Source organism: Pararhizobium sp. LjRoot238 (assembly GCF_964252955.1).
Classification (GTDB): Bacteria; Pseudomonadota; Alphaproteobacteria; order Rhizobiales; family Rhizobiaceae; genus Pararhizobium.
Genome location: NZ_CAXUPP020000001.1, coordinates 1,270,076 through 1,289,112 on the forward strand (window position 1 = coordinate 1,270,076; position 19,037 = coordinate 1,289,112).

Consider the following 19,037-nt stretch of genomic DNA (forward strand, 5'->3'; position numbering starts at 1 on the left):
GAATGCAACTGAAAAAGCCCGGTCTCCCGGGCTTTTTTGTTTGTTGTGCCGCAGGCGGTTTCCGCGCAGCTCCGGTCATACGCCGCAGCGCGGTATATCCAACAGCGGGACATGAGGCGCGGCAGTTTTTGGCAGCAGACCCGTCAGGCGTGGATCGTCGTGGACCTCGACCATCAGGGCGTAGGGCCTAAATCCCGATCGCTGGTAAAATGCAAAGGCATCGGGATGATCGAAGTTGCAAGTGTGGAGCCAGAAGCGATCGATCGGCCGCGTCCAGGCTTTGGCGATCGCATTGTTCATGAGAAAGCGCCCGGCGCCTTTGCCGATCGCATCCCTGACCAGACCGAAGAATACAAGCTCGCATTCACCCGGCGCACGAAAGTCGAGTTCCAGAAGGCCGATGTGCCGTGCCCCATCCTGCAGCGCATACACTTCCACGGAGGGATCGGAGAGAATCGCCCGAACAGCGTCATCGTCCATCTCAAGGCGCGACACCCACATCCAGTCCTCACCGACCAGCCGAAACAGCCGTCGGTAGTCTTCGAGATCCAGTGAGGTCAGGCGCACCAGAGTGAGGGACCCGTCCGCAATAGCGGCCTTCTCCGGTTGCTCGCGCATCTCCAGGAAAGTGACCGCGTTGACAATCTTGCCCGGCGGGACCGGCGAATAGCCCATCGGCAATTCAGGATTCGTGTTCATTCGGTAGCCTTGTTCAACATAGGCGATCAGACTTCGCGGCTATGTGAAATCTGTTTGAGCCTTTGCACTCGACGCACTGGTACTTTGAGATCGTCCTTGAGGCTGCCGCCACGCAACGGAATTTTCTCGTCTGAAATTATCTCGGCGGCGTGCCGTTGTCGGCGAGCACATCGCCAACCAGATAGAGCGACCCACCGATCAGGATGCGCGGCGATGCCGGATCGTTCGAAAACATCTCTGTGATGGTCGCCAGCGCCTCGGCCACCGTCTCGAGCGGTGTCGCCTCGAAGCCGGCCACGCCCGCGTCGTCGGCGAGTGCCACCGCGTCGATCCCGGCATCCGATCCGCGGACCGGCACGGTAAAGACCTGTTCGGCCAGCCCCTTGAAGGCCTTGAAATAACCGACGGGGTCCTTGGTGTTGATCATCCCGATGATCAGGAACAGCGGACGAGGGTCGCGTTCCTCAAAATTGGCCATGGTTTCGGCGATGACTTGTCCCGCGCCCGGATTATGTCCGCCATCGACCCAGATTTCCGCGCGCTTCGGCGCAAGGGAAACGAGCTTGCCATCAGTCAGGCGCTGGAGCCGACCCGGCCATTCGACAGTCGTTAGTCCCGTTTCGATGGCGCCCTCGATCAGATCGAACCCGGCAGCCTTGACGGCGCGGATAGCGGCGGCGGCATTGGCGTGCTGATGGCGGCCCGGCAGGCGTGGCAGCGGCAGGTCCTCAAGCCCGAACTCGTCCTGGTAGATCAACCGGCCGAATTCCTCATGCGCCATGAAATCCTGTCCATAGACGGAAACCGGGCATTTCAGTCGCTCGGCCGTCGACACCAGTAGATCGCGCGCGGTGTCTTCCTCCTGATGGCCGATCACCACCGGGCAGCCGTGCTTCATGATCCCGGCCTTCTCCGCCGCGATCAGTTCGACCCGGTCGCCGAGATAGGACTGGTGATCGAGCGAGATTGGCATGATGACGGAAACGGCCGGGGTCTTGATGACATTGGTGGCATCGAAGCGGCCGCCGAGGCCGACCTCGATGATCGCCACATCTGCCGGATGTTCGGCAAAGAGCAGGAAGGTGACGGCCGTCAGGATCTCGAAAACGGTGATCTTCTGCCCGCCATTCGCCACCGCGACGCGGCGAACAGCGTCCGCCAGGACGGCGTCGCTGACCAGCGAGCCGCGCCCGCCCTTTTTGCCGATGCGGTAGCGTTCATGCCAGTTGACGAGGTGTGGCGACGTATGGACATGGACGCTGAGGCCGGCGGCTTCCAGGATGGCCCGCGAAAAGGCGGTGACGGAACCCTTGCCGTTGGTGCCGGCGACATGAATGATCGGCGGCAGCCTGTCCTGCGGATTGCCGAGCGTGTCGAGCAGCCGCGTGATCCTATCGAGGGACAGATCGAAGCCCTTTGGATGCAGGGCCAGCAGCTTGTCGATCTCCTGCCCTGCCTCGCTGACATGCGCTGTCGTCATCACCGCTCCTGCAAACCGCCGTTGGAGCGCTGCACGCTATCGAGCGAGCCGAGAACGCTACAATCTCAATTTTTCAACATTCCGCCTGCGCTCAGGGTGAACACAGGGCGCCCTTAAACGCTGGCCGCGGCCGCAATCGGCAGGGCGGCCAGCGGCGTGCTGCCATTCAGCTTGGCAGCATCCGCCGGCTTCTTCATCAGGATTTTCAGGACGCGGGCGAGCGTTGTCGGGATATCGTGGCGCTTGACCACCATATCGACCATGCCATGCTCCATCAGATATTCCGATGTCTGGAAGCCCTCGGGCAGCTTCTCGCGGATGGTCTGTTCGATCACCCGTTTGCCGGCAAAGCAGATTTCCGCGCCCGGTTCCGCAAGGTGCAGGTCACCCAGCATCGCATAGGAGGCGGTAACGCCGCCGGTGGTCGGGTTCGTCAGCACGACGATGTAGGGAAGACCCGCTTCCTTCAGCATCTGGACCGCAACCGTGGTGCGCGGCAGCTGCATCAGCGACAGGATGCCTTCCTGCATGCGCGCGCCGCCCGATGCCGGGAAGATCACCAGCGGGCACTTTTCGGCAATCGCCTTTTCGAAGGCCTTGATGATCGCTTCGCCGGCCGCCATGCCGAGCGAACCGCCCATGAAATTGAATTCATGCACGACACCGACGAGCTTGACGCCCTGGACGCGGCCGACACCAGCAACGATCGTGTCTTCCAGATCCGTCTTGACGCGGCTGTCACGCAGGCGGTCGACATACTTCTTGGAATCGCGGAACTTCAGCGGGTCCTGCGCCACCTTGGGCTGCGGCAGGGCCTCATAGACGCCGTCGTCGAACAGGTCCTTCAACCGTGCCTTAGCCGGCATCTTCATATGGAAGCCGGAGGCGGGAATGACCCATTTGTTCTCTTCGAGATCGCGGTGGAACACCATCTCGCCGGTTTCCGGGCACTTGATCCAGAGATTTTCCGGAACTTCCCGGCGGCCGAGCATCGAGTTGATCTTCGGTCGAACGTAATTTGTGATCCAGTTCAAATCCAAACTCCTGAATATTTAAAACCGGTCCTGCCCCATAATGTGGGCAATTATTCGGCCGCTACAAGTCGTGCGGAGCGAACGCCGGCGGAAAGGCCACGCACCAGGGCTTCCACGCCCGGCACCGTCGCCCCTGTCGATTTCCCGTCTTCGGTCAGGCTGGATGCCACCTGATTGACGATGGCGGTGCCGACGACCACCCCGTCAGCCGACGCGCCGATCGCGCGTGCATGTTCGGCCGTCTTGACGCCGAAGCCGACGCAGACCGGCAGTTTCGTATGGCTCTTGATCCGCTGTACGGCGCCGCCGACCACGGACGGATCCGGCAGAGCCGACCCGGTGATACCGTTCATCGATACATAATAAACGAAACCAGAGGTGTTTTCGAGAACCTTCGGCAACCGCTTATCGTCGGTGGTCGGGGTCGCCAGCCGGATGAAGTTGATGTCCTTCTTCAGCGCCGGGATGCACAACTCGTCATCCATTTCCGGCGGCAGGTCGACGACGATCAAGCCGTCGATGCCCGCTTCCAGCGCATCGTCGAGGAAGCGCTCGACGCCGTAGATGTAGATCGGGTTGTAGTAACCCATCATGACGATCGGCGTATGCTGGTCGTCCGCGCGGAAACGGCGGGCGATTTCCAGCGTCTTTTTGAGCGTCTGTCCGCTCTTCAGCGCACGCTGGCCGGCCAACTGGATCGCCGGGCCATCGGCCATCGGATCGGAAAAGGGCATGCCGAGCTCGATGATGTCGGACCCCGCCGAAGGCAGGGCTTTCATGATCGCCAGCGACGTCTCGAAATCCGGGTCTCCGCCCATGAAATAGGTGACGAGCGCAGGGCGGCCTTCGGCTGAAAGATCGGCAAATCGTTTGTCCATGCGTGCGGTCATGCTCTTACAGCCCCATTCCGAGTAACTTGCCGACGGTGAAGATATCCTTGTCGCCGCGGCCGGAGAGGTTCATCAGGATGATCTCGTCCTTGCCCATCTTCGGCGCGCGCTTGATGACTTCGGCGATCGCGTGGCTCGGCTCCAGCGCCGGAATGATGCCTTCGAGGCGCGTCAGCACCTGGAATGCCTCCAGCGCCTCATGGTCCATGATCGGCACATATTCGACGCGGCCGACATCGGCGAGCCAGGAATGTTCCGGTCCGATGCCGGGATAGTCGAGGCCGGCCGAAATGGAGTGGCCTTCCTTGATTTGCCCGTCACCGTCCTGCAGCAGATAGGTGCGGTTGCCGTGAAGCACGCCCGGCGACCCGGCCGTGATCGAGGCGCAATGCTCGTCGCCGTCCAGCCCCTTGCCGCCGGCTTCGACGCCGACCATCTTGACGGATTCGTCGTCGAGGAACGGATGGAAGATGCCGATGGCGTTCGATCCGCCGCCGACGGCTGCGACGACCAGATCAGGCAGGCGGCCTTCGGCCTCCAGCATCTGTTCGCGCGCTTCCGTGCCGATCACCGACTGGAAGTCGCGCACGAGTTCCGGATAGGGATGCGGGCCAGCCGCCGTGCCGATCAGGTAATAGGTGCTGTCTACATTGGTGACCCAGTCGCGCAGGGCTTCGTTCATCGCGTCTTTCAGCGTACCCGAGCCCGCCGTTACCGGCTTCACTTCGGCGCCGAGCAGTTTCATGCGGAACACGTTCGGCGCCTGGCGCTCCACGTCGGTCGCGCCCATATAGACGACGCATGGAAGGCCGAAGCGCGCCGCGACCGTTGCCGAAGCGACGCCATGCTGGCCAGCGCCGGTTTCGGCGATGATGCGGGTCTTGCCCATGCGCTTGGCAAGCAGGATCTGGCCGATGCAATTGTTGATCTTATGCGAGCCGGTGTGGTTGAGCTCCTCGCGCTTAAAATAGATCTTGGCACCGCCGAGATGCTCGGTCAGGCGCTCGGCGAAATAAAGCGGGCTCGGCCGGCCGATATAGTGGGCGCCGAGATGCTTGAGTTCCGCCTGGAATTCCGGATCGGTCTTGGCCTTGTTCCACTCATCCTGCAGGTCGAGGATCAGCGGCATTAGGGTTTCGGCAACGAAGCGGCCGCCGAAAATGCCGAAGCGACCTTCCTCATCAGGACCCGATCGAAACGAATTCAGTTTTGGCGTCTCGTTCACTTGTTTCTCCCTGCCAATACTCTATCTCCGGCGATCGCCGTTTCCGCGCGCAGAACGGCATCGAAAAACTCTTCCATGCGCTTCAGATCCTTGACGCCCGGCGCGCTTTCGACGCCGGACGAGAGATCGACCGCCTTGGCGCCCGTGAGCGCCAGCGCCTCGCCGATATTGTCCGCATTCAAACCACCGGAAAGCATGTAATCGACGCGTTCGTCAAGCGCATCGAGCAGCCGCCAGTCGAAAGACACAGCGTTGCCGCCCGGCAGCTCCGAGCCTTTCGGCGGCTTTGCATCGAACAGGAAGCGGTCGGCGATGCCGATATAGGGCTCGATCCGCTTCAGATCGTCGGCTTCGCGGATGGACAACACCTTCATCACGGGCAGTCCATAGACGGCCTTGACTGTCAGGACACGCTCCGGGCTTTCATTGCCGTGAAGCTGCAGCATATCCGGCGACAGCGCCGAGACGATCTCATCAAGCAGATCGCTATCCGCGTCGACCGTCACTGCCACGATCTTCGCCTTGCCGCGAATGCGATCAGCCAAGCGGCCGGCATCATCCGGCTCGATATTGCGCGGGCTCTTCGGGAAGAAGATGAACCCCGTATGGCGCGCGCCGAGCGCCACGGCCCGATCCACGGCTTCGACGGTCTTCAGTCCGCAAATTTTCACTTCCGTTTTCATGCACAGCGACCTGACATGAAATGCCGCGCGAGTCGAGCCTGAAACCGACAAATACGGGCTTTCGAGCCCATCGGCGTGACAGCATTCCAATGCAATGATATCATATATTGATATATAGCAGGTGGCCAATGAGAACCTTGATTGATATTACCGAGCGGCAGGTTCAAGCGCTCGAAGACATCGCGAAGGCTGAAAAACTGTCGCGTGCGGCCGTCATCCGTGCCGCGATTGATGATTATGTTCTGCGTCATCGCCGGGCCGAAGGTGATAATGCTTTCGGGCTTTGGGGTGAGCACGCAGTAGACGGGCTGGAATATCAGGAAAAGGTTCGCAGCGAGTGGTGAAGGCGCTGTTCGATACCAACATCCTGATCGACTATCTCAATGGCATTCCGCAGGCGCGCGATGAACTGGCCCTTTATGAAGAGCGGGCGATCAGCATCATTTCATGGATGGAAGTCATGGTCGGCGCACGGGAAGCCGTCGAACCGGCGACGCGCGCTTTTCTCGCCAGCTTCACCCTAATCGGACTGACGGAACCTGTCGCCGATCGCGCCGTCACGCGACTCCGGACTCGGCGGATCAAGTTGCCGGACGCCATTATCGAAGCGTCCGCCGAGGTGCATCATATGCTGCTCATCACGAGGAACACCAAGGATTTTGAGGCTGATTCCCCGTTTATCCGTGTGCCATATACGCTTTAGGCCGTTGCACGACGGTCCTCGCCTTCTATATCAAAAGGGAAAATCGGAGAAACCCATGCGTCTTTTGCTTGCTCTCATCCTGCCATGGCTTCAATTTTTCACCATCGGTCGGCCGGTCGCGGGGATCATCTGTCTGATCCTGCAGATCACGCTGATTGGCTGGGTTCCGGCTGCGATCTGGTCGGTCTATGCGCTCAGCCAATACAAGACGGATGAGAAGATCAGGGAAGCTCTGGGAAACCGGCGCTGAGGGTCGATCAATCGAAATCGATCGCGTGCAGCATGGTGCCGTTGCGCTTCAGCCAGCGCTTGGCATCTTCCATGGCCGGGCAGAGTTCTTCGCAAAGATCCCAGAAATCCGGTCCGTGGTTCATCTCGCGCAAATGCGCCACCTCGTGTGCCGCCAAATAGTCGATCACCTTCGGCGGCGCCATGACGATGCGCCAGGAGAAGCTTAGGCTCCCATCGGCGGCGCAGGAGCCCCAGCGGCTGCGCGTGTCCTTGAAACTCAGTGATTTGACCTTGCGGCCAACCATGCGGGCATGGATCGATACCAGATGTTCCAGATCCTTGCGGGCTTCCTTCTTCAGGAAATCGGCGATCCGGCGGCGCAAGTGCTCTTCTGCGCCGCTGACCCGAAGCACCGGCTCGTCATCAACGACCACGGCCTCGGTCAATCCGCGCAGCTTGCCGCTCCGCTCGATCCGGTGGGCAACACCGCGCAGCAGGATAGTGCCGCCCTCTTCAAGCACGCTCTCGCCGGAAAAACGAGCGAGCTTGGTCATCAGCCAACCCTGGTGACGATCGAGGAATGCGTTCACCTCCCGCTCGGGCAGCCCGGCCGGGATCGTCATCTTCAAGGCCCGGCCGCCCGGCTCGATCCGCAGCGTCATCCGCGTGGCGCGGGCATTCTGCCGGATGGTCAGCGGCATGACCTTGCCCGCAACGTCGATGGTCCGCTGCACGGGTGGTGGCGGGGACTTGGGTTGGCGCGACTTTCGAAGCAAGGAGAACATGAAGACCGTAGTAACCGATTCGTTTGAAGGACGCATGATCCGCAGGGGCTGGGCGGGCTCCTACCAAAAAGAAAAACCGGCACCCGAGGAGGATGCCGGTTTTGTCGTCTGGCTGACCGCTGCGATCAATGGCCCGGGAAGCCCGGCACAGAGCCGGAACCGCCGGAATTGCGTTCGCGCATGAAGCGGTCGAATTCTTCCTGGTCCTTGGCGCGGCGCAGCTCGCGAACATAGTCATCGAACTGCTGGCGCATTTCATCGAGCTTGCGGCGTTCTTCATCGAGGCGGGCAAGTTCTGCTTCGCGCCAATCGTCAAAGGCGACGTTGCCGGTGCGGAATTGCGGACCGCAGAAGCCACGGCCGCCGCCACGCTTGAACGACGAGAAGACGCCGTCGACGGTCGAATTGGCGTCCTTCTTGAAGGATTTCAGCCTTTCGCCGAACAGGATATAGGCAAGCATGGCAAGACCAAGCGGCCAGAAAACCACGAAACCGAGCACCATCATGGCAATGGTCGCGGGCGTCCAGTCCGGACGGATCAATGCAGATTGGTTCATGTTCAGAAGTCCTCGCTAAAAGTGGGCCTCTCCTTCGGGCCCGCTTATAACGAGATGGGAAGAGGCCTGCCGCTCTGCAAGACAAGCCTTCGCAGATTCCGGCAAACCCCTGACAATATCGACCGAAATCGATATAACCGAGCTCAGGCGGTCTTTCCGCCCTTGATCACCCGCGGCATCGACGGTTTGGCGCTGCGGGTATGCTCGCGCTGGAACGCGGTGATGCGCGGCGCAATCTCGCGACGGAACCGCGATCCGTTGAAGACGCCGTAGTGGCCGACATCCGGCTGCATGTAATGCATGCGCATGTTGTCGGGGATATTCGTGCAAATTGTCTGCGCCGCCTTGGTCTGGCCGACGCCGGAAATATCGTCGTTCTCACCCTCGACCGTGAGCAGGGCGACCTTGCGGATCGCGGTCGTGTCGACGCGGCGGTCGCGATGCATCATTTCGCCCTTCGGAAGGGCATGGCGCATGAAGACGGTCTCGACCGTCTGCAGATAGAATTCCGCCGTCAGATCCATAACGGCCATATATTCATCGTAGAAGTCACGGTGCTTTTCGGCGGCGTCGCCGTCGTTCTTGACAAGATGGGCGAAGAACTCCTTCGTCGCGGTCAGGTGGCGGTCCATATTCATCGACATGAAGCCGGAAAGCTGCAGGAAGCCGGGATAGACCGGACGCATGAAGCCCGGCTGCGGAAACGGCACCGGCATGATGACATTGTCGCGGAACCACTTGATCGGCTTGTTCTCGGCGAGCTGGTTGACCGAGGTCGGGTTGATGCGCGTGTCGATCGGTCCGCCCATCAGCGTCATCGAGGACGGCGACAGCGGATCGTCATTCGCTTCCATCAACGCCACGGCGGCGAGCACAGGAACGGCCGGCTGACAGACGGCGATCACATGGGTGTCGGGCCCGAGGAAATGCAGCATCTGGATGACGTAATCGATGTAGTCATCGAGATCGAAGGTGCCTTCGGCCAGCGGCACCACGCGAGCATCGATCCAGTCGGTGATATAGACATCCGATTGCGGCAACAGCGCTTCGACGGTGCCCCGCAGCAGCGTCGCATAGTGTCCGGACATCGGCGCGACGATCAGCACCCTGGGATCGGCCGTCCTGGTTTTCGGCACTGCGCGTTCGAAATGGATGAGGTTGCAGAAGGGCTCGCGCCAGACGATGCGCTCATTGACGGCAACGGACGTGCCGTCAACGATCGTTTCGGGCAGGCCGAATTCCGGCTTGCCGTAGCGACGGGTCGTTCGCTCGAAAACCTCGAGGCCAGCGGCGGCCATGCGGCCGAAATAGGTGTGGGCGATGGGATTGAGTGGATTGGCGTAGGCCAGCCGCATGGCATCCGCCGCGGCGCGCCAGGGGGCCATCATCGCATGATTGAACTCGTAAAGCTGGTAAAACATCGGAAGCGTTCTCCTTGTTACCGTAGACGACAACGCCGCTCCCAATCGGACGCAACCTTGCATTCTGTTCTTCGTGTCCGCGTGTCCGCAAGCGAGGCAAACAGTAACACTTTTCTTGTGCGACGCAATAAATATGCCTCGCTCCTTGCAGGTCAAGCCCATCACAACCGTGCGTGGAGGGCTTGATATTAGTTAAAGCCGCTTGCCCGACGCTGCCCTTCAGCATCAATCCCGTAGAAGCGCGCCGCGCTCGTGCAGAAAACAGCCTGGCGCGCGCTTTCGTCGAGGTCCCGCAGCAGTTCGTTTGCCGCCAGCCACCATTGTTCATAGTTTGCATCGAGATTAACAACCGGCCAGTCGCTACCGAACATGACGCGCTGCGGTCCGAAAACCTCGACCAGATAGCCGGCATAAGGTTTCAGCTTGTCGACGGTCCAACCACTGCCCGCTTCGGTCACCAGTCCGGAGAGCTTGACGCAGACATTCGGCCGCCGGGCGAGCGCTGCCATGTCAGCGCGCCAGGGCTCGAGGATTCCCTTGCCAATGAAAGGTTTTGCTCCGTGATCAATGACGATCCGCAGAGAGGGCAAGCGGTCAGCGAGTGCCGATATCACCGGCAGATGGCGCGGTTGGATAAGCGCCTCGAAGCGCAGGCCAAGGTCCGGCAGCATCTCGAGCGTGCGGATCGCCTCGGGCTGAAGGATACAAAACGTATCCTCGATGCCCTGCAGCATCGGACGGATTCCCCGGAACTTCGGATGGCGCTTGAACCGCTCCAAATCGGAACGCGCTGTCGGCGACCACACGTCCACCCAGCCAACGACGGCGGCGACGGTTTCTTCACGCTCCGCCAGTTCAAGCAGGAACTCGGTCTCCGCCAGATTGGGTGCGGCCTGGACGAGCACGGTCTTCGTCACACCTGCGGCCGCCAGATGCGGCCTCAGATCATCCGGCGTGAAATCCCGATAAATCGCCGCAAGTTCCGGCGGCGGCCAGTCGTTGTGGCCAAGGCCCAGCGTCCAATAGTGCTGATGCGCGTCGATGCGCGTCATGGCGACACCTTCACCACGGCCTTAATCAATCCGGCCTTCTCATGTGCCCAGCGCGGCAGGTCCTTCACCACATCATCCAGCGTCGTGCGATGCGTGATCAGCGCTTCGACCGGCACGCGGCCGGCGCGGATCGAGGCGGCGACATGCTCGAAATCCTGTCGCGTCGCGTTGCGGCTGCCGACCAGCGTCATTTCACGCTTGTGGAACTCAGGATCCGAGAACCGGATGTCGTCTTTGACGACGCTGACGAAGACCAGGCAGCCACCATGGGCGACGAAGGTGAAGGATTTTTCCATTGAACCACCAAAACCGGTGGCATCAAAGACGACATCGAAGCCATCGCCGCCGGTCGCCGCAAGCACCGCATCCAATGCCCCGTCACCGGCAAGAATGCCGTGCGCAAATCCAAGCCGATCCGCCGCCATGTCCAGCCGTTCGGCACTGGCATCGAGAAGCGCCACTTCGTGGCCGGCGATACGCGAAAACAGCGCCGTGCCAAGGCCGATGGGGCCGGCTCCGATGACCAGCGCCCGCGACCCGGCCGGAGCAAGCGAACGGCGCACGGCATGGGCGCCGATCGCCAGAAACTCGACGGTTGCCGCTGCCTCTAGCGAAAGGTCGCCAGCCGGATAAAGATTTTCCTCCGGCGCCAGGATTTCCTCGCAGAAAGCGCCGTCGGTATGAACGCCCAGCACCTTGATCGCCGTGCAGCAATTCGGCTTGTCCTTGCGGCAGGCGACACAGGTCCCGCAGGAAAGATAGGGATTGACGATAACCTGCGTTCCCGGTGCCAGCGAAACTCCTTCGCCGGACTCGATGACTGTCGCCGAGATCTCGTGGCCCATGACGCGCGGATATTCGAGGTAGGGATGTTTGCCTTCGAAGATATGATAATCGGTTCCGCAGATGCCGACATGGCTGACCGCAAGCCGTGCCCAGCCCTTCGGCGGCACCGGCAATACCGGTCTGTCAATGATGTCGAGGCGCCCGGGCTCCAGGCAGATCGCCGCTTTCATGGCAGGCAGTTCCTTGCAATCTTTCACAACAGGTGCGGTTTTGAGGGCATCCGGCCGACTGGAGCAGCCGGCCGGATGTGGGAGGACCGTCAACGCGAGCCGCGGCGGCGCAACTGGTCGAAATAGACGATGACGATGATCAGCACGCCGGTGATGATGCGCTGCCAGAACGAATTGACGTTCAGGAGATTGGCGCCGTTGTTGATCGTCGCCAGGATGAAGGCGCCAAGCAGCGGTCCCTGCACCGAACCGACCGCGCCGAACAGGCTGGTGCCGCCGATAACCGAGGAGGCGATCGCCTGCAGTTCCCAGCCTTCTGCCTGGGTTGCGTTGCCGATGCCGATGCGCGAGGCAAGCAAGAGGCCAACGAAGGCGGCGCAGGTGGAGGACAGGATGTAGGCGAGATAGATCGTCCGGTTGACATTGACGCCGGACAGGCGCGCCGCTTCGCTGTTGGAACCGACGGCGAAGAGATAACGGCCCCAGCGGCTCAACTGAAGGAAGACATAGGCCGGGATTGCGACGACGAGAACCATCCAGAACAGGCTGGGAATACCGAGGAAATCGGCCCGCGAAAAATTCGTGAAAGCCTCGTTGCTGATCGAGATCGTCGAACCGTTGGTGATCAAAAGGCCAATGCCACGCAGCGACGTCAAGGTCGCCAGCGTGATGATGAACGCCGGAAGTCCCATACGGACAATGCCGAAAGCATGGAACGAGCCGATCAGCACGCCGATCAGCAGCGTGATGATCATGGCCAGCCACAGCGGCACACCGGCGGCGAGCAGCCAGGCAACCGCGACACTGGCGAAGCCGACCACAGCGCCGACGGAAAGATCGATACCGGCGGTGATGATGACGAAGGTCTGCCCCACCGCCAGGATCGCCGTCATCGCACCCTGGCGCAAGAGGTTGCTGATGTTGTTTGATGTCCAGAAACTGTTGGTCGAAAGACCGAGAAGCAGCCAGAGGAACAGCAGAAGCCCGAGCAGGGTGAGCCCGAAAAGAATGTTCATTCCCCGTTTCGGCACCGGTGCCGCTTCTGTCGTCGCTTCAACGCTCATGATTTTCCTCCACGCATATTTTCTTCTGGTCTTTTCACGATTTCACACGCCAATCGCCTGGGTCAGCACGTCCTCGTGCGAGCCGCCGCGATAGCTGTGACTGGCCACGAGTTTCCCCTGTCTGAACACATGCAACCGGTCGGCAAGCTCGTAGACCTCCGGCAGATAGGACGAGATCAGGATGATGCCTGCCCCCTGCTCCAGTAGCCGGGCAAACAATCGGTAGATTTCCGCCTTGGTGCCGACATCGACGCCAACCGTCGGCTCATCGAAAATGAAAAGCTTGGCGCCGTGACTGAGCCACTTGCCGATGACGATCTTCTGCTGATTGCCGCCGGACATGGCGGACGCCAGCACCCGGCGCGTCGGCGTCTTGATCTTCAGGTCCCTGATCTGGCGGTCGGCATTTTCGACCTCGCGGCGGCGGTTGATGGTGAAACCGCTGGTCAGCCGGTCGAACACCGGCAGATTGATGTTGAGGCCGATCGGCAGGTTGAGGCAGAGCCCCTGGTCGCGGCGGCTTTCCGGCGCCAGCGCAATGCCAAGGTCCATCGCCTGGCGTTCATTCCTGATCTCGACCTTCTTGCCCTGCCAGTAGATTTCGCCCGATGTGACCGGCTGGCGGCCATAGAGCCCGAGCGCGAATTCGCTTCGGCCTGCGCCGATCAGGCCGTAAAGGCCGACGATTTCGCCGGCGCGCACGGACAGCGAGACATCCTCGAAACCCGGACCGGTGAGACCGCGCGTTTCGACGATGGTGGCGCCGATTGGCAGGGTTTCCTTGTGATAGATCTGCTCGATGGTGCGATTGATCATCAACGCGATCAGCTCGGCATCGTTGGTCTCGCTGATCTTGCGGGTGCCGACATGGGTGCCGTCGCGCAGGACCGAAACGCGGTCGGCGAGTTCGAAGACTTCCTCCATGCGATGGCTGATATAGACGATGGTCACGCCTTCAGCCTGAAGCCGGCGAATGAGCCGAAACAGCTGCGCCGATTCCTGGCGGGTCAGATAGGCGGTCGGCTCGTCGAAAATGAGGAACTGCGTGCCGCGCATCGCCGCGCGTGCCGTTGCAACAAGCTGCTGCTGGCCAATCGTCAGGCTCGAAAGAGTGGCCGCCGCCGGAAGGTTGAAGCCGAGATCGTTGAGCACGGCCTGCGCCGCAGCGGTCATGGCGCGCTTGCGCATAAGCCCGTTCTTGTCCATCTCGTCACCGAGGAACATATTGGCGGCGACGCTCAGATGCGGGCAAAGCACGACTTCCTGATGCACGGCATTGATGCCGCGCGAAATCGCCTCCGTCGGATTTGAGAGCTGAACGGGTTCGCCGCACCAGAACACCTCGCCGGAAGTTCTCCGGATAACGCCGGTCAAAAGCTTGATCAGCGTCGACTTGCCGGCGCCGTTTTCGCCGACGATGGCGTGGATTTCGCCGCACAGGAACGTCAAGTTGGCCGGCTTCAAGGCCTCGACGGCACCGTATTTCTTCTGCAGGCCGCGCAGTTCCAGGATCGGCTGCCCCTTCGGAACGGGATGCCTGGCAACCGTCGCCGCACCCTCCTCGTGCCGGTGGCTGACGTCGTAAAGTCCTGTCATGGCGGCTTTCCTCCCTATCCGGAAACCTGCCTCAAACCGATGTTTCGGCCTGAAGCAGGTCAAGATCGCATTGTGCAGCAGGCGGCAGGACAGTTGGCCTAAACGGGTATTGTCCTGCCGCTCTGTCTTGGATCAGTTGACCTTCGGGTTCAGAAGGGCGTCGATCTTCGGATCGGCCATGTTGGCCTTGGTCACCAGGTTGGCGCCGGTATCGACGTTGGCCTCGACCTTTTCCTTCTTGGAAGCGGCGAGAGCGGTTTTGACGCCGTCATAGCCCATGCGGTAGGGATCCTGGACGACGAGGCCGGCGAGCACGCCTTCCTTGAGGAAGCCGACCGTCTTTTCGTCGCTGTCGAAGCCGATAACCTTGATCTTGTCGCCGAGCTTATTTTCAGCAATGGCCTGGCCAACACCCTGCGCCATGATCAGGTTGGAGGCAAAGACACCGACGAGGTTCGGGTTGGCGGTGATCAGGTCGGTCATCATGTTGAGGCCGGTGGTTGCCTGGCCGTCGGCGTACTTGTCGGCCACGACCTTCAGACCCGGATATTTCGCGGCGATGACTTCGACGAAACCTTCATGGCGCTGATCGAGCGAGCCGACGCCCGGCAGGCTGGTGATGATGGCGATTTCGCCCTCTTCCTTGCCGGTTGCTTCCTTGATCGCGGCGGCAAGACCATCAGCGGCGATACGGCCGCCCTGGGTGTTGTCGGTGGTCAGGAACGAGGTGAAAGCCGTGGAGTCTGCGCCGGAATCGATGCCGATGATCGGCACGGACTTCGCGGCTTCGTCAATCGGCTTGCCGAGTGCCTTGAATTCGGTCGGGGAGATGACGACAGCAGCGGGGGCGCCGGCTACGGCGTTTTCAAGAATGCTGATCTGGCCGTTGATGTCGGACTCGGACTGCGCGCCGAGTTCCGGCACATTGACGCCAAGATCCTTGCCGGCGGCGCGCGCGCCAGCCAGAACGATCTGCCAGTAGAAGGACGTCGTGTCCTTGACGATGATCGGGATGGTGACGTCCTGGGCAAACGTGGTCATCGGCATCATGGTGGCGAACACGGCAGCACCAGCAAGACTGGTGAAGGCGCGGCGCGACAGGATATGCTTCATAAGGGTCATGGTGTTGTTCTCCTCCAACAGCGTCTTGTTGAGTTCTCCTCGGATCGAGCCGCAAGACGCGAACAGTTCGACCTTTTATCGATAAAAAACATTTCACGCTGGCAAGCTATCTCAGCAATTTCGAAATTGCAAGCGGCGGGCTCTGTCCTTGCGCATTGATTTCCTCCCAACGCCAAGCCACTGTTTTTCATCACGAAGATGATCCGGCCCATCTCCCTTCGGCCGGGCATTCCGGGCTCCTATACCCGGTAAAGTTCCTGCGGATGCACGACACCCTTTTTCAGGATGATATTTCCATAAAGCCGAAACTCCGTGGTCGCGACGATATAGGCGGCCTTGCGCGAGCGTTCGTAGAAAGCGAAGCGCTCGATCGGCACGACCTTGAAATCACCGGCGAGTTTATGGACCAGCTTCTGGAATTCGACGCAGATTTCCGGTTCGGCCGCCGGATCGCCGACGACTTCCATGCGCCAGGCGGATTCGGCGGCGAAGGTGTCGAGCGGCATGTGCGCAAGGATCGCCTCCGTGATGCTCAAGGCGTCGACCCCATCGGCGCGCACAACCTTCGGCCCCATGGTGCTGGCAGGAAAATTGGCGTCGCCGATGACGATCTCATCGCCATGGCCCATGATGCGGATTGCATGTAGCAGATCCGGCCCGAGCAATGGATGTATTCCCTTCAGCATTCCGCTTTCCTTTTCGTGATCCGGCTAAACGCGGACGGCTTCCGGTCCCAATTCCGGCGCCACCAGCGTATGCGCGTCGTAGGCCGTGAAATCTTGTCGCTGCAAACGCCGCTCCGTCAGTTCCATGTTGCGCATCAGGCTCGACGGTTTTGCAGTCCCGAGCAGCACAGAGGCAACCATCGGGTTGTGCAACGGAAACTGGATCGCGGGCGCCGCAAGCGGCAGCCCTTGCGACCCTGCGATCCTCTCCATCGAACCCACCTTGTCCAGAACCTCCCGATTTGCCGGCATATAGTCGAAATGCGATCCCTCCACCGGACCCGTCGCCAGAATACCCGAATTGAAAACGCCGCCAACCACCAGCGAGGTTTTCTTTTTTTCGCACAGCGGCAGCAGTTCGGCGGTGGCGGTGCGGTCAAGAAGCGTATAGCGCCCGGCAAGCAGGATGCAGTCGAGATCCGCCTGTCGCATCACATCCAGGCAGACGGGTACTTCATTGACACCAAGACCATAGGCGGAAATGGCGCCGCTCGATTTCAATTGCTCCAGCGCCTTGAGGCCGCCGTCGAGCAGTTGGCGCAGATAGACACGGTTGCGCTCGGCGCCATGCGTGTAGACCCCGATATCGTGAACGAAGAGGATATCGATGCGGTTAAGACCGAGGCGGGCATAGCTGAACTCGACCGATCGCATGATCCCGTCATAGGAATAATCGTAGTCTGTATCGAAAGGCAGCGGATCGACGAAACCGTAGCTCGGCACCTTGTCGTCCGCGACCGGGCGCTGCAATCGGCCGACCTTGGTCGACAGCACATAGCTGCCCTTGGGCTTGTCGCGCAGGAAATCCCCGACCCGTCTTTCGGCCAGGCCGAAACCGTACCAGGGTGCCGTATCGAAAAACCGCAGGCCCGCATCCCAGGCGGCACCAAGCGTTTCCATTGCCGCGTCCCGCGGGCAGGCGCGATACATGCCGCCTAAAGGCGCGGTGCCGAAACTGTATTCGGTAACGGACAGCTCGGTCCGCCCGATCTTCCTTGTCTGCATCAACCCTCTCCTCCCTCAGACGGCTGCTTTCCGTCAGAGCGTCGCGCCCAGGTGCCAGGGCACGAATTCGTTGTCGCCGTAGCCGAAAAGCTCGCTCTTGGTCTTCTTTCCGGATGCGGTATCGATGATCAGGTCGAAGATCTCGCGGCCCTTGCCGGCGATCGTCGCATCGCCCGTGGCGATGGTGCCGCAATCGATGTCCATGTCCTCTTCCATGGCACGATAGAGCGCCGTGTTGCTCGTCAGCTTGATGGAAGGACAGGGGCGGGAGCCGAAACAGCTGCCGCGGCCCGTCGTGAAGGCTATCACATTGGCGCCGCCGGCGACCTGCCCCGTGGCCGACACGGGGTCGTAGCCGGGCGTATCCATAAAGACGAGACCGTGTTCGGTCACCCGCTCGGCATAATGATAGACCGCCGTCAGCGGCGAGCGGCCGCCCTTGGCGACGGCGCCAAGCGACTTTTCGAGGATCGTGGTCAAGCCGCCGCGCTTGTTGCCCGGCGAAGGATTGTTGTCGAGCGAGGCACCATGCATGTCGACATAGCTCTCCCACCAGGAAATCAGTCCGTCGAGCTTCTGCGCCACACCCTCGCTTACCGCGCGGCTGCGCAGCAGATGCTCTGCGCCATAGATTTCCGAGGTTTCCGACAGGATCGCCGTACCGCCGGCACCGGCCAGGATATCGACCGCCGCGCCGAGAGCCGGATTGGCGGTAATGCCGGACAGCCCGTCCGAACCACCGCATTGCAGGCCGACGATGATTTCGCCGACCGGGATCGGAGTACGTCTAGCCGTGCCGACCTCCTGGGCGATCTCCTCGAGTACGCCGATCGCCCGGGCGACGGCGCGGCGCGAACCGCCGGCGTCCTGAATGTTGAAATGGCGTTTTCCGGCCCCGGAACCGCTCTGGCCGTACAGCGTCAGCTGGTTGACCTCGCAGCCGAGGCCGACCATCAGCACGCCGCCGAAATTCACATGGCGGGTGTAGCCGGCGAGCGTGCGGTGCAGGTTCTTCATCCCGTCGCCGGTCGAACTCATGCCGCAGCCCTGATCGTGGACGATCGGCACGAAACCGTCGATGCCGTCATAGCGCGGCAGGATGGTGTTGTTAGCCTCCTCGGCAATGGCGCGACAGACCGTGGTGGAACAGTTGACACTGGCGATGATGCCGATGAAATTGCGGGTCGCGGCGCGCCCGTCAGCGCGGCGATAGCCCATGAAGGTGCGCGCCTTGTCGGCAGCACTTGCCGCTTCCGGCGGCACTGGCGCGCCGATCGACAGGCGGTCCTGGTCGAAGGCCAGATTGTGCGAATGGACGTGGTCGCCTGGCGCGATATCGACCGTCGCGCGGCCGATCGCCTGACCGTACTTCACCACCGGCTCACCGGCATGAACCGGATGAATCGCCACCTTATGGCCTGGATCGATCCTCGCAGCGGCGCGCACGCCATCCGGCAATTCACCGCCCGGCTCGATGGCGAGCGACGCGACGGCCACATTGTCTTCTGGCGACAAAACGATGAAGGAAGGTGCGGTCACCCTTGGTATCTCCCTTGACGGCTTTTTTGCTGAACGAGCGTACTCATTCACTTTTGTCTTTTATCTACAATAGACAGTTTGTCGTCAATGGGTATTATGCATCCGCCAGAACCACAGCAGAATGGTCGCAGCATAAAGGCAACGACCGCATCAAAAACAAAATCAGGGACCGAAACAACCATGAAACTTCGGATTTCAAGCCGAGACAGG

The 19,037-nt window shown here is 60.9% G+C and carries 20 protein-coding genes; 3 read left to right on the top strand and 17 right to left on the bottom strand.

The annotated features are described in order from the left end of the window. Window positions 1-75: 75 nt before the first annotated feature. The 6 genes from ACSQ3F_RS06340 to ACSQ3F_RS06365 all read right to left on the bottom strand — a co-directional run bounded on the left by ACSQ3F_RS06340 (window position 76) and on the right by ACSQ3F_RS06365 (window position 6,011). Window positions 76-675: a GNAT family N-acetyltransferase gene (locus ACSQ3F_RS06340; protein WP_436099436.1), complete on the bottom strand. Its 600-nt coding sequence runs from the start codon at window positions 673-675 to the stop codon at window positions 76-78. A gap of 160 nt (window positions 676-835) precedes the next feature. Further along, window positions 836-2,179: a bifunctional folylpolyglutamate synthase/dihydrofolate synthase gene (locus ACSQ3F_RS06345; protein WP_436099437.1), complete on the bottom strand. Its 1,344-nt coding sequence runs from the start codon at window positions 2,177-2,179 to the stop codon at window positions 836-838. Between the two features lie 113 nt (window positions 2,180-2,292). Then, the gene (accD, locus tag ACSQ3F_RS06350) at window positions 2,293-3,213 is read right to left on the bottom strand and encodes an acetyl-CoA carboxylase, carboxyltransferase subunit beta (protein WP_436099438.1); all 921 of its coding nucleotides are present in this window, start codon (window positions 3,211-3,213) and stop codon (window positions 2,293-2,295) included. 50 nt (window positions 3,214-3,263) lie between these two features. Next, entirely contained in the window at window positions 3,264-4,103 is an 840-nt protein-coding gene (trpA, locus tag ACSQ3F_RS06355) for a tryptophan synthase subunit alpha (RefSeq protein WP_436099439.1), read from the bottom strand. 4 nt (window positions 4,104-4,107) lie between these two features. Beyond that, window positions 4,108-5,328, bottom strand: coding sequence for a tryptophan synthase subunit beta (gene trpB / locus ACSQ3F_RS06360; RefSeq protein ID WP_436099440.1), 1,221 nt, complete (start codon window positions 5,326-5,328; stop codon window positions 4,108-4,110). Then, entirely contained in the window at window positions 5,325-6,011 is a 687-nt protein-coding gene (locus ACSQ3F_RS06365) for a phosphoribosylanthranilate isomerase (protein WP_436099441.1), read from the bottom strand. Before ACSQ3F_RS06365 ends, trpB begins: the two co-directional genes overlap by 4 nt. A 128-nt stretch (window positions 6,012-6,139) precedes the next feature. On the opposite strand from ACSQ3F_RS06365, the gene ACSQ3F_RS06370 reads away from it, so the two are divergent. From ACSQ3F_RS06370 to ACSQ3F_RS06380, 3 genes are read left to right on the top strand one after another with little or no spacing between them, the layout of a single operon-like run. After that, a complete protein-coding gene (locus ACSQ3F_RS06370; protein WP_436099442.1) occupies window positions 6,140-6,355 on the top strand; it encodes a ribbon-helix-helix protein, CopG family in 216 nt (71 codons plus the stop codon). After that, a complete protein-coding gene (locus ACSQ3F_RS06375; protein WP_436099443.1) occupies window positions 6,349-6,714 on the top strand; it encodes a type II toxin-antitoxin system VapC family toxin in 366 nt (121 codons plus the stop codon). The genes ACSQ3F_RS06370 and ACSQ3F_RS06375 overlap by 7 nt, the downstream gene beginning before the upstream one ends. A gap of 55 nt (window positions 6,715-6,769) precedes the next feature. Continuing rightward, window positions 6,770-6,964, top strand: a complete 195-nt coding sequence (locus ACSQ3F_RS06380; RefSeq protein WP_436099444.1) for a YqaE/Pmp3 family membrane protein — start codon at window positions 6,770-6,772, stop codon at window positions 6,962-6,964. A 7-nt stretch (window positions 6,965-6,971) separates the two neighbouring features. Here the strand turns inward: ACSQ3F_RS06380 and ACSQ3F_RS06385 are convergent, their stop codons facing one another. The 11 genes from ACSQ3F_RS06385 to ACSQ3F_RS06435 all read right to left on the bottom strand — a co-directional run bounded on the left by ACSQ3F_RS06385 (window position 6,972) and on the right by ACSQ3F_RS06435 (window position 18,827). Continuing rightward, window positions 6,972-7,730, bottom strand: a complete 759-nt coding sequence (locus tag ACSQ3F_RS06385) for a M48 family metallopeptidase (protein WP_436099445.1) — start codon at window positions 7,728-7,730, stop codon at window positions 6,972-6,974. Between the two features lie 125 nt (window positions 7,731-7,855). Next, complete coding sequence (locus ACSQ3F_RS06390) at window positions 7,856-8,287, bottom strand: DUF2852 domain-containing protein (RefSeq protein WP_436099446.1); 432 nt, start codon at window positions 8,285-8,287, stop codon at window positions 7,856-7,858. Between the two features lie 143 nt (window positions 8,288-8,430). Beyond that, on the bottom strand, window positions 8,431-9,708 hold the full coding sequence (gene phaZ, locus ACSQ3F_RS06395) for a polyhydroxyalkanoate depolymerase (protein WP_436099447.1): 1,278 nt from the start codon (window positions 9,706-9,708) through the stop codon (window positions 8,431-8,433). 188 nt (window positions 9,709-9,896) lie between these two features. Next, on the bottom strand, window positions 9,897-10,760 hold the full coding sequence (locus ACSQ3F_RS06400; RefSeq protein WP_436099448.1) for an amidohydrolase family protein: 864 nt from the start codon (window positions 10,758-10,760) through the stop codon (window positions 9,897-9,899). Beyond that, window positions 10,757-11,776 carry a zinc-binding alcohol dehydrogenase family protein gene (locus tag ACSQ3F_RS06405; protein WP_436099449.1) on the bottom strand — a complete coding sequence of 340 codons (1,020 nt, stop codon included), beginning with the start codon at window positions 11,774-11,776 and terminating at the stop codon, window positions 10,757-10,759. Before ACSQ3F_RS06405 ends, ACSQ3F_RS06400 begins: the two co-directional genes overlap by 4 nt. An 89-nt stretch (window positions 11,777-11,865) precedes the next feature. After that, window positions 11,866-12,840, bottom strand: coding sequence for an ABC transporter permease (locus ACSQ3F_RS06410; RefSeq protein WP_436099450.1), 975 nt, complete (start codon window positions 12,838-12,840; stop codon window positions 11,866-11,868). 42 nt (window positions 12,841-12,882) lie between these two features. Beyond that, entirely contained in the window at window positions 12,883-14,436 is a 1,554-nt protein-coding gene (locus tag ACSQ3F_RS06415; protein WP_436099451.1) for a sugar ABC transporter ATP-binding protein, read from the bottom strand. Window positions 14,437-14,568: 132 nt separating this feature from the next. Next, the gene (locus tag ACSQ3F_RS06420; protein WP_436099452.1) at window positions 14,569-15,558 is read right to left on the bottom strand and encodes an ABC transporter substrate-binding protein; all 990 of its coding nucleotides are present in this window, start codon (window positions 15,556-15,558) and stop codon (window positions 14,569-14,571) included. Between the two features lie 239 nt (window positions 15,559-15,797). Continuing rightward, window positions 15,798-16,244 carry an RbsD/FucU family protein gene (locus ACSQ3F_RS06425; RefSeq protein WP_436099453.1) on the bottom strand — a complete coding sequence of 149 codons (447 nt, stop codon included), beginning with the start codon at window positions 16,242-16,244 and terminating at the stop codon, window positions 15,798-15,800. A 24-nt stretch (window positions 16,245-16,268) separates the two neighbouring features. Next, window positions 16,269-17,288, bottom strand: coding sequence for an aldo/keto reductase (locus ACSQ3F_RS06430; RefSeq protein ID WP_436099454.1), 1,020 nt, complete (start codon window positions 17,286-17,288; stop codon window positions 16,269-16,271). Window positions 17,289-17,321: 33 nt separating this feature from the next. After that, window positions 17,322-18,827, bottom strand: a complete 1,506-nt coding sequence (locus tag ACSQ3F_RS06435; RefSeq protein WP_436099455.1) for a UxaA family hydrolase — start codon at window positions 18,825-18,827, stop codon at window positions 17,322-17,324. Window positions 18,828-19,037: the final 210 nt, after the last annotated feature.

Coding starts and splice junctions, on each gene's coding strand:
- trpA (WP_436099439.1), bottom strand. CDS start 4,103: ATGACCGCACGCATGGACAAACGATTTGCCGATCTTTCAGCCGAAGGC.
- ACSQ3F_RS06390 (WP_436099446.1), bottom strand. CDS start 8,287: ATGAACCAATCTGCATTGATCCGTCCGGACTGGACGCCCGCGACCATT.
- ACSQ3F_RS06385 (WP_436099445.1), bottom strand. CDS start 7,730: ATGTTCTCCTTGCTTCGAAAGTCGCGCCAACCCAAGTCCCCGCCACCA.
- phaZ (WP_436099447.1), bottom strand. CDS start 9,708: ATGTTTTACCAGCTTTACGAGTTCAATCATGCGATGATGGCCCCCTGG.
- ACSQ3F_RS06410 (WP_436099450.1), bottom strand. CDS start 12,840: ATGAGCGTTGAAGCGACGACAGAAGCGGCACCGGTGCCGAAACGGGGA.
- ACSQ3F_RS06430 (WP_436099454.1), bottom strand. CDS start 17,288: ATGCAGACAAGGAAGATCGGGCGGACCGAGCTGTCCGTTACCGAATAC.
- ACSQ3F_RS06340 (WP_436099436.1), bottom strand. CDS start 675: ATGGGCTATTCGCCGGTCCCGCCGGGCAAGATTGTCAACGCGGTCACT.
- ACSQ3F_RS06425 (WP_436099453.1), bottom strand. CDS start 16,244: ATGCTGAAGGGAATACATCCATTGCTCGGGCCGGATCTGCTACATGCA.
- ACSQ3F_RS06345 (WP_436099437.1), bottom strand. CDS start 2,179: ATGACGACAGCGCATGTCAGCGAGGCAGGGCAGGAGATCGACAAGCTG.
- ACSQ3F_RS06400 (WP_436099448.1), bottom strand. CDS start 10,760: ATGACGCGCATCGACGCGCATCAGCACTATTGGACGCTGGGCCTTGGC.
- ACSQ3F_RS06420 (WP_436099452.1), bottom strand. CDS start 15,558: ATGACCCTTATGAAGCATATCCTGTCGCGCCGCGCCTTCACCAGTCTT.
- ACSQ3F_RS06380 (WP_436099444.1), top strand. CDS start 6,770: ATGCGTCTTTTGCTTGCTCTCATCCTGCCATGGCTTCAATTTTTCACC.
- ACSQ3F_RS06405 (WP_436099449.1), bottom strand. CDS start 11,776: ATGAAAGCGGCGATCTGCCTGGAGCCCGGGCGCCTCGACATCATTGAC.
- ACSQ3F_RS06370 (WP_436099442.1), top strand. CDS start 6,140: ATGAGAACCTTGATTGATATTACCGAGCGGCAGGTTCAAGCGCTCGAA.
- ACSQ3F_RS06415 (WP_436099451.1), bottom strand. CDS start 14,436: ATGACAGGACTTTACGACGTCAGCCACCGGCACGAGGAGGGTGCGGCG.
- ACSQ3F_RS06365 (WP_436099441.1), bottom strand. CDS start 6,011: ATGAAAACGGAAGTGAAAATTTGCGGACTGAAGACCGTCGAAGCCGTG.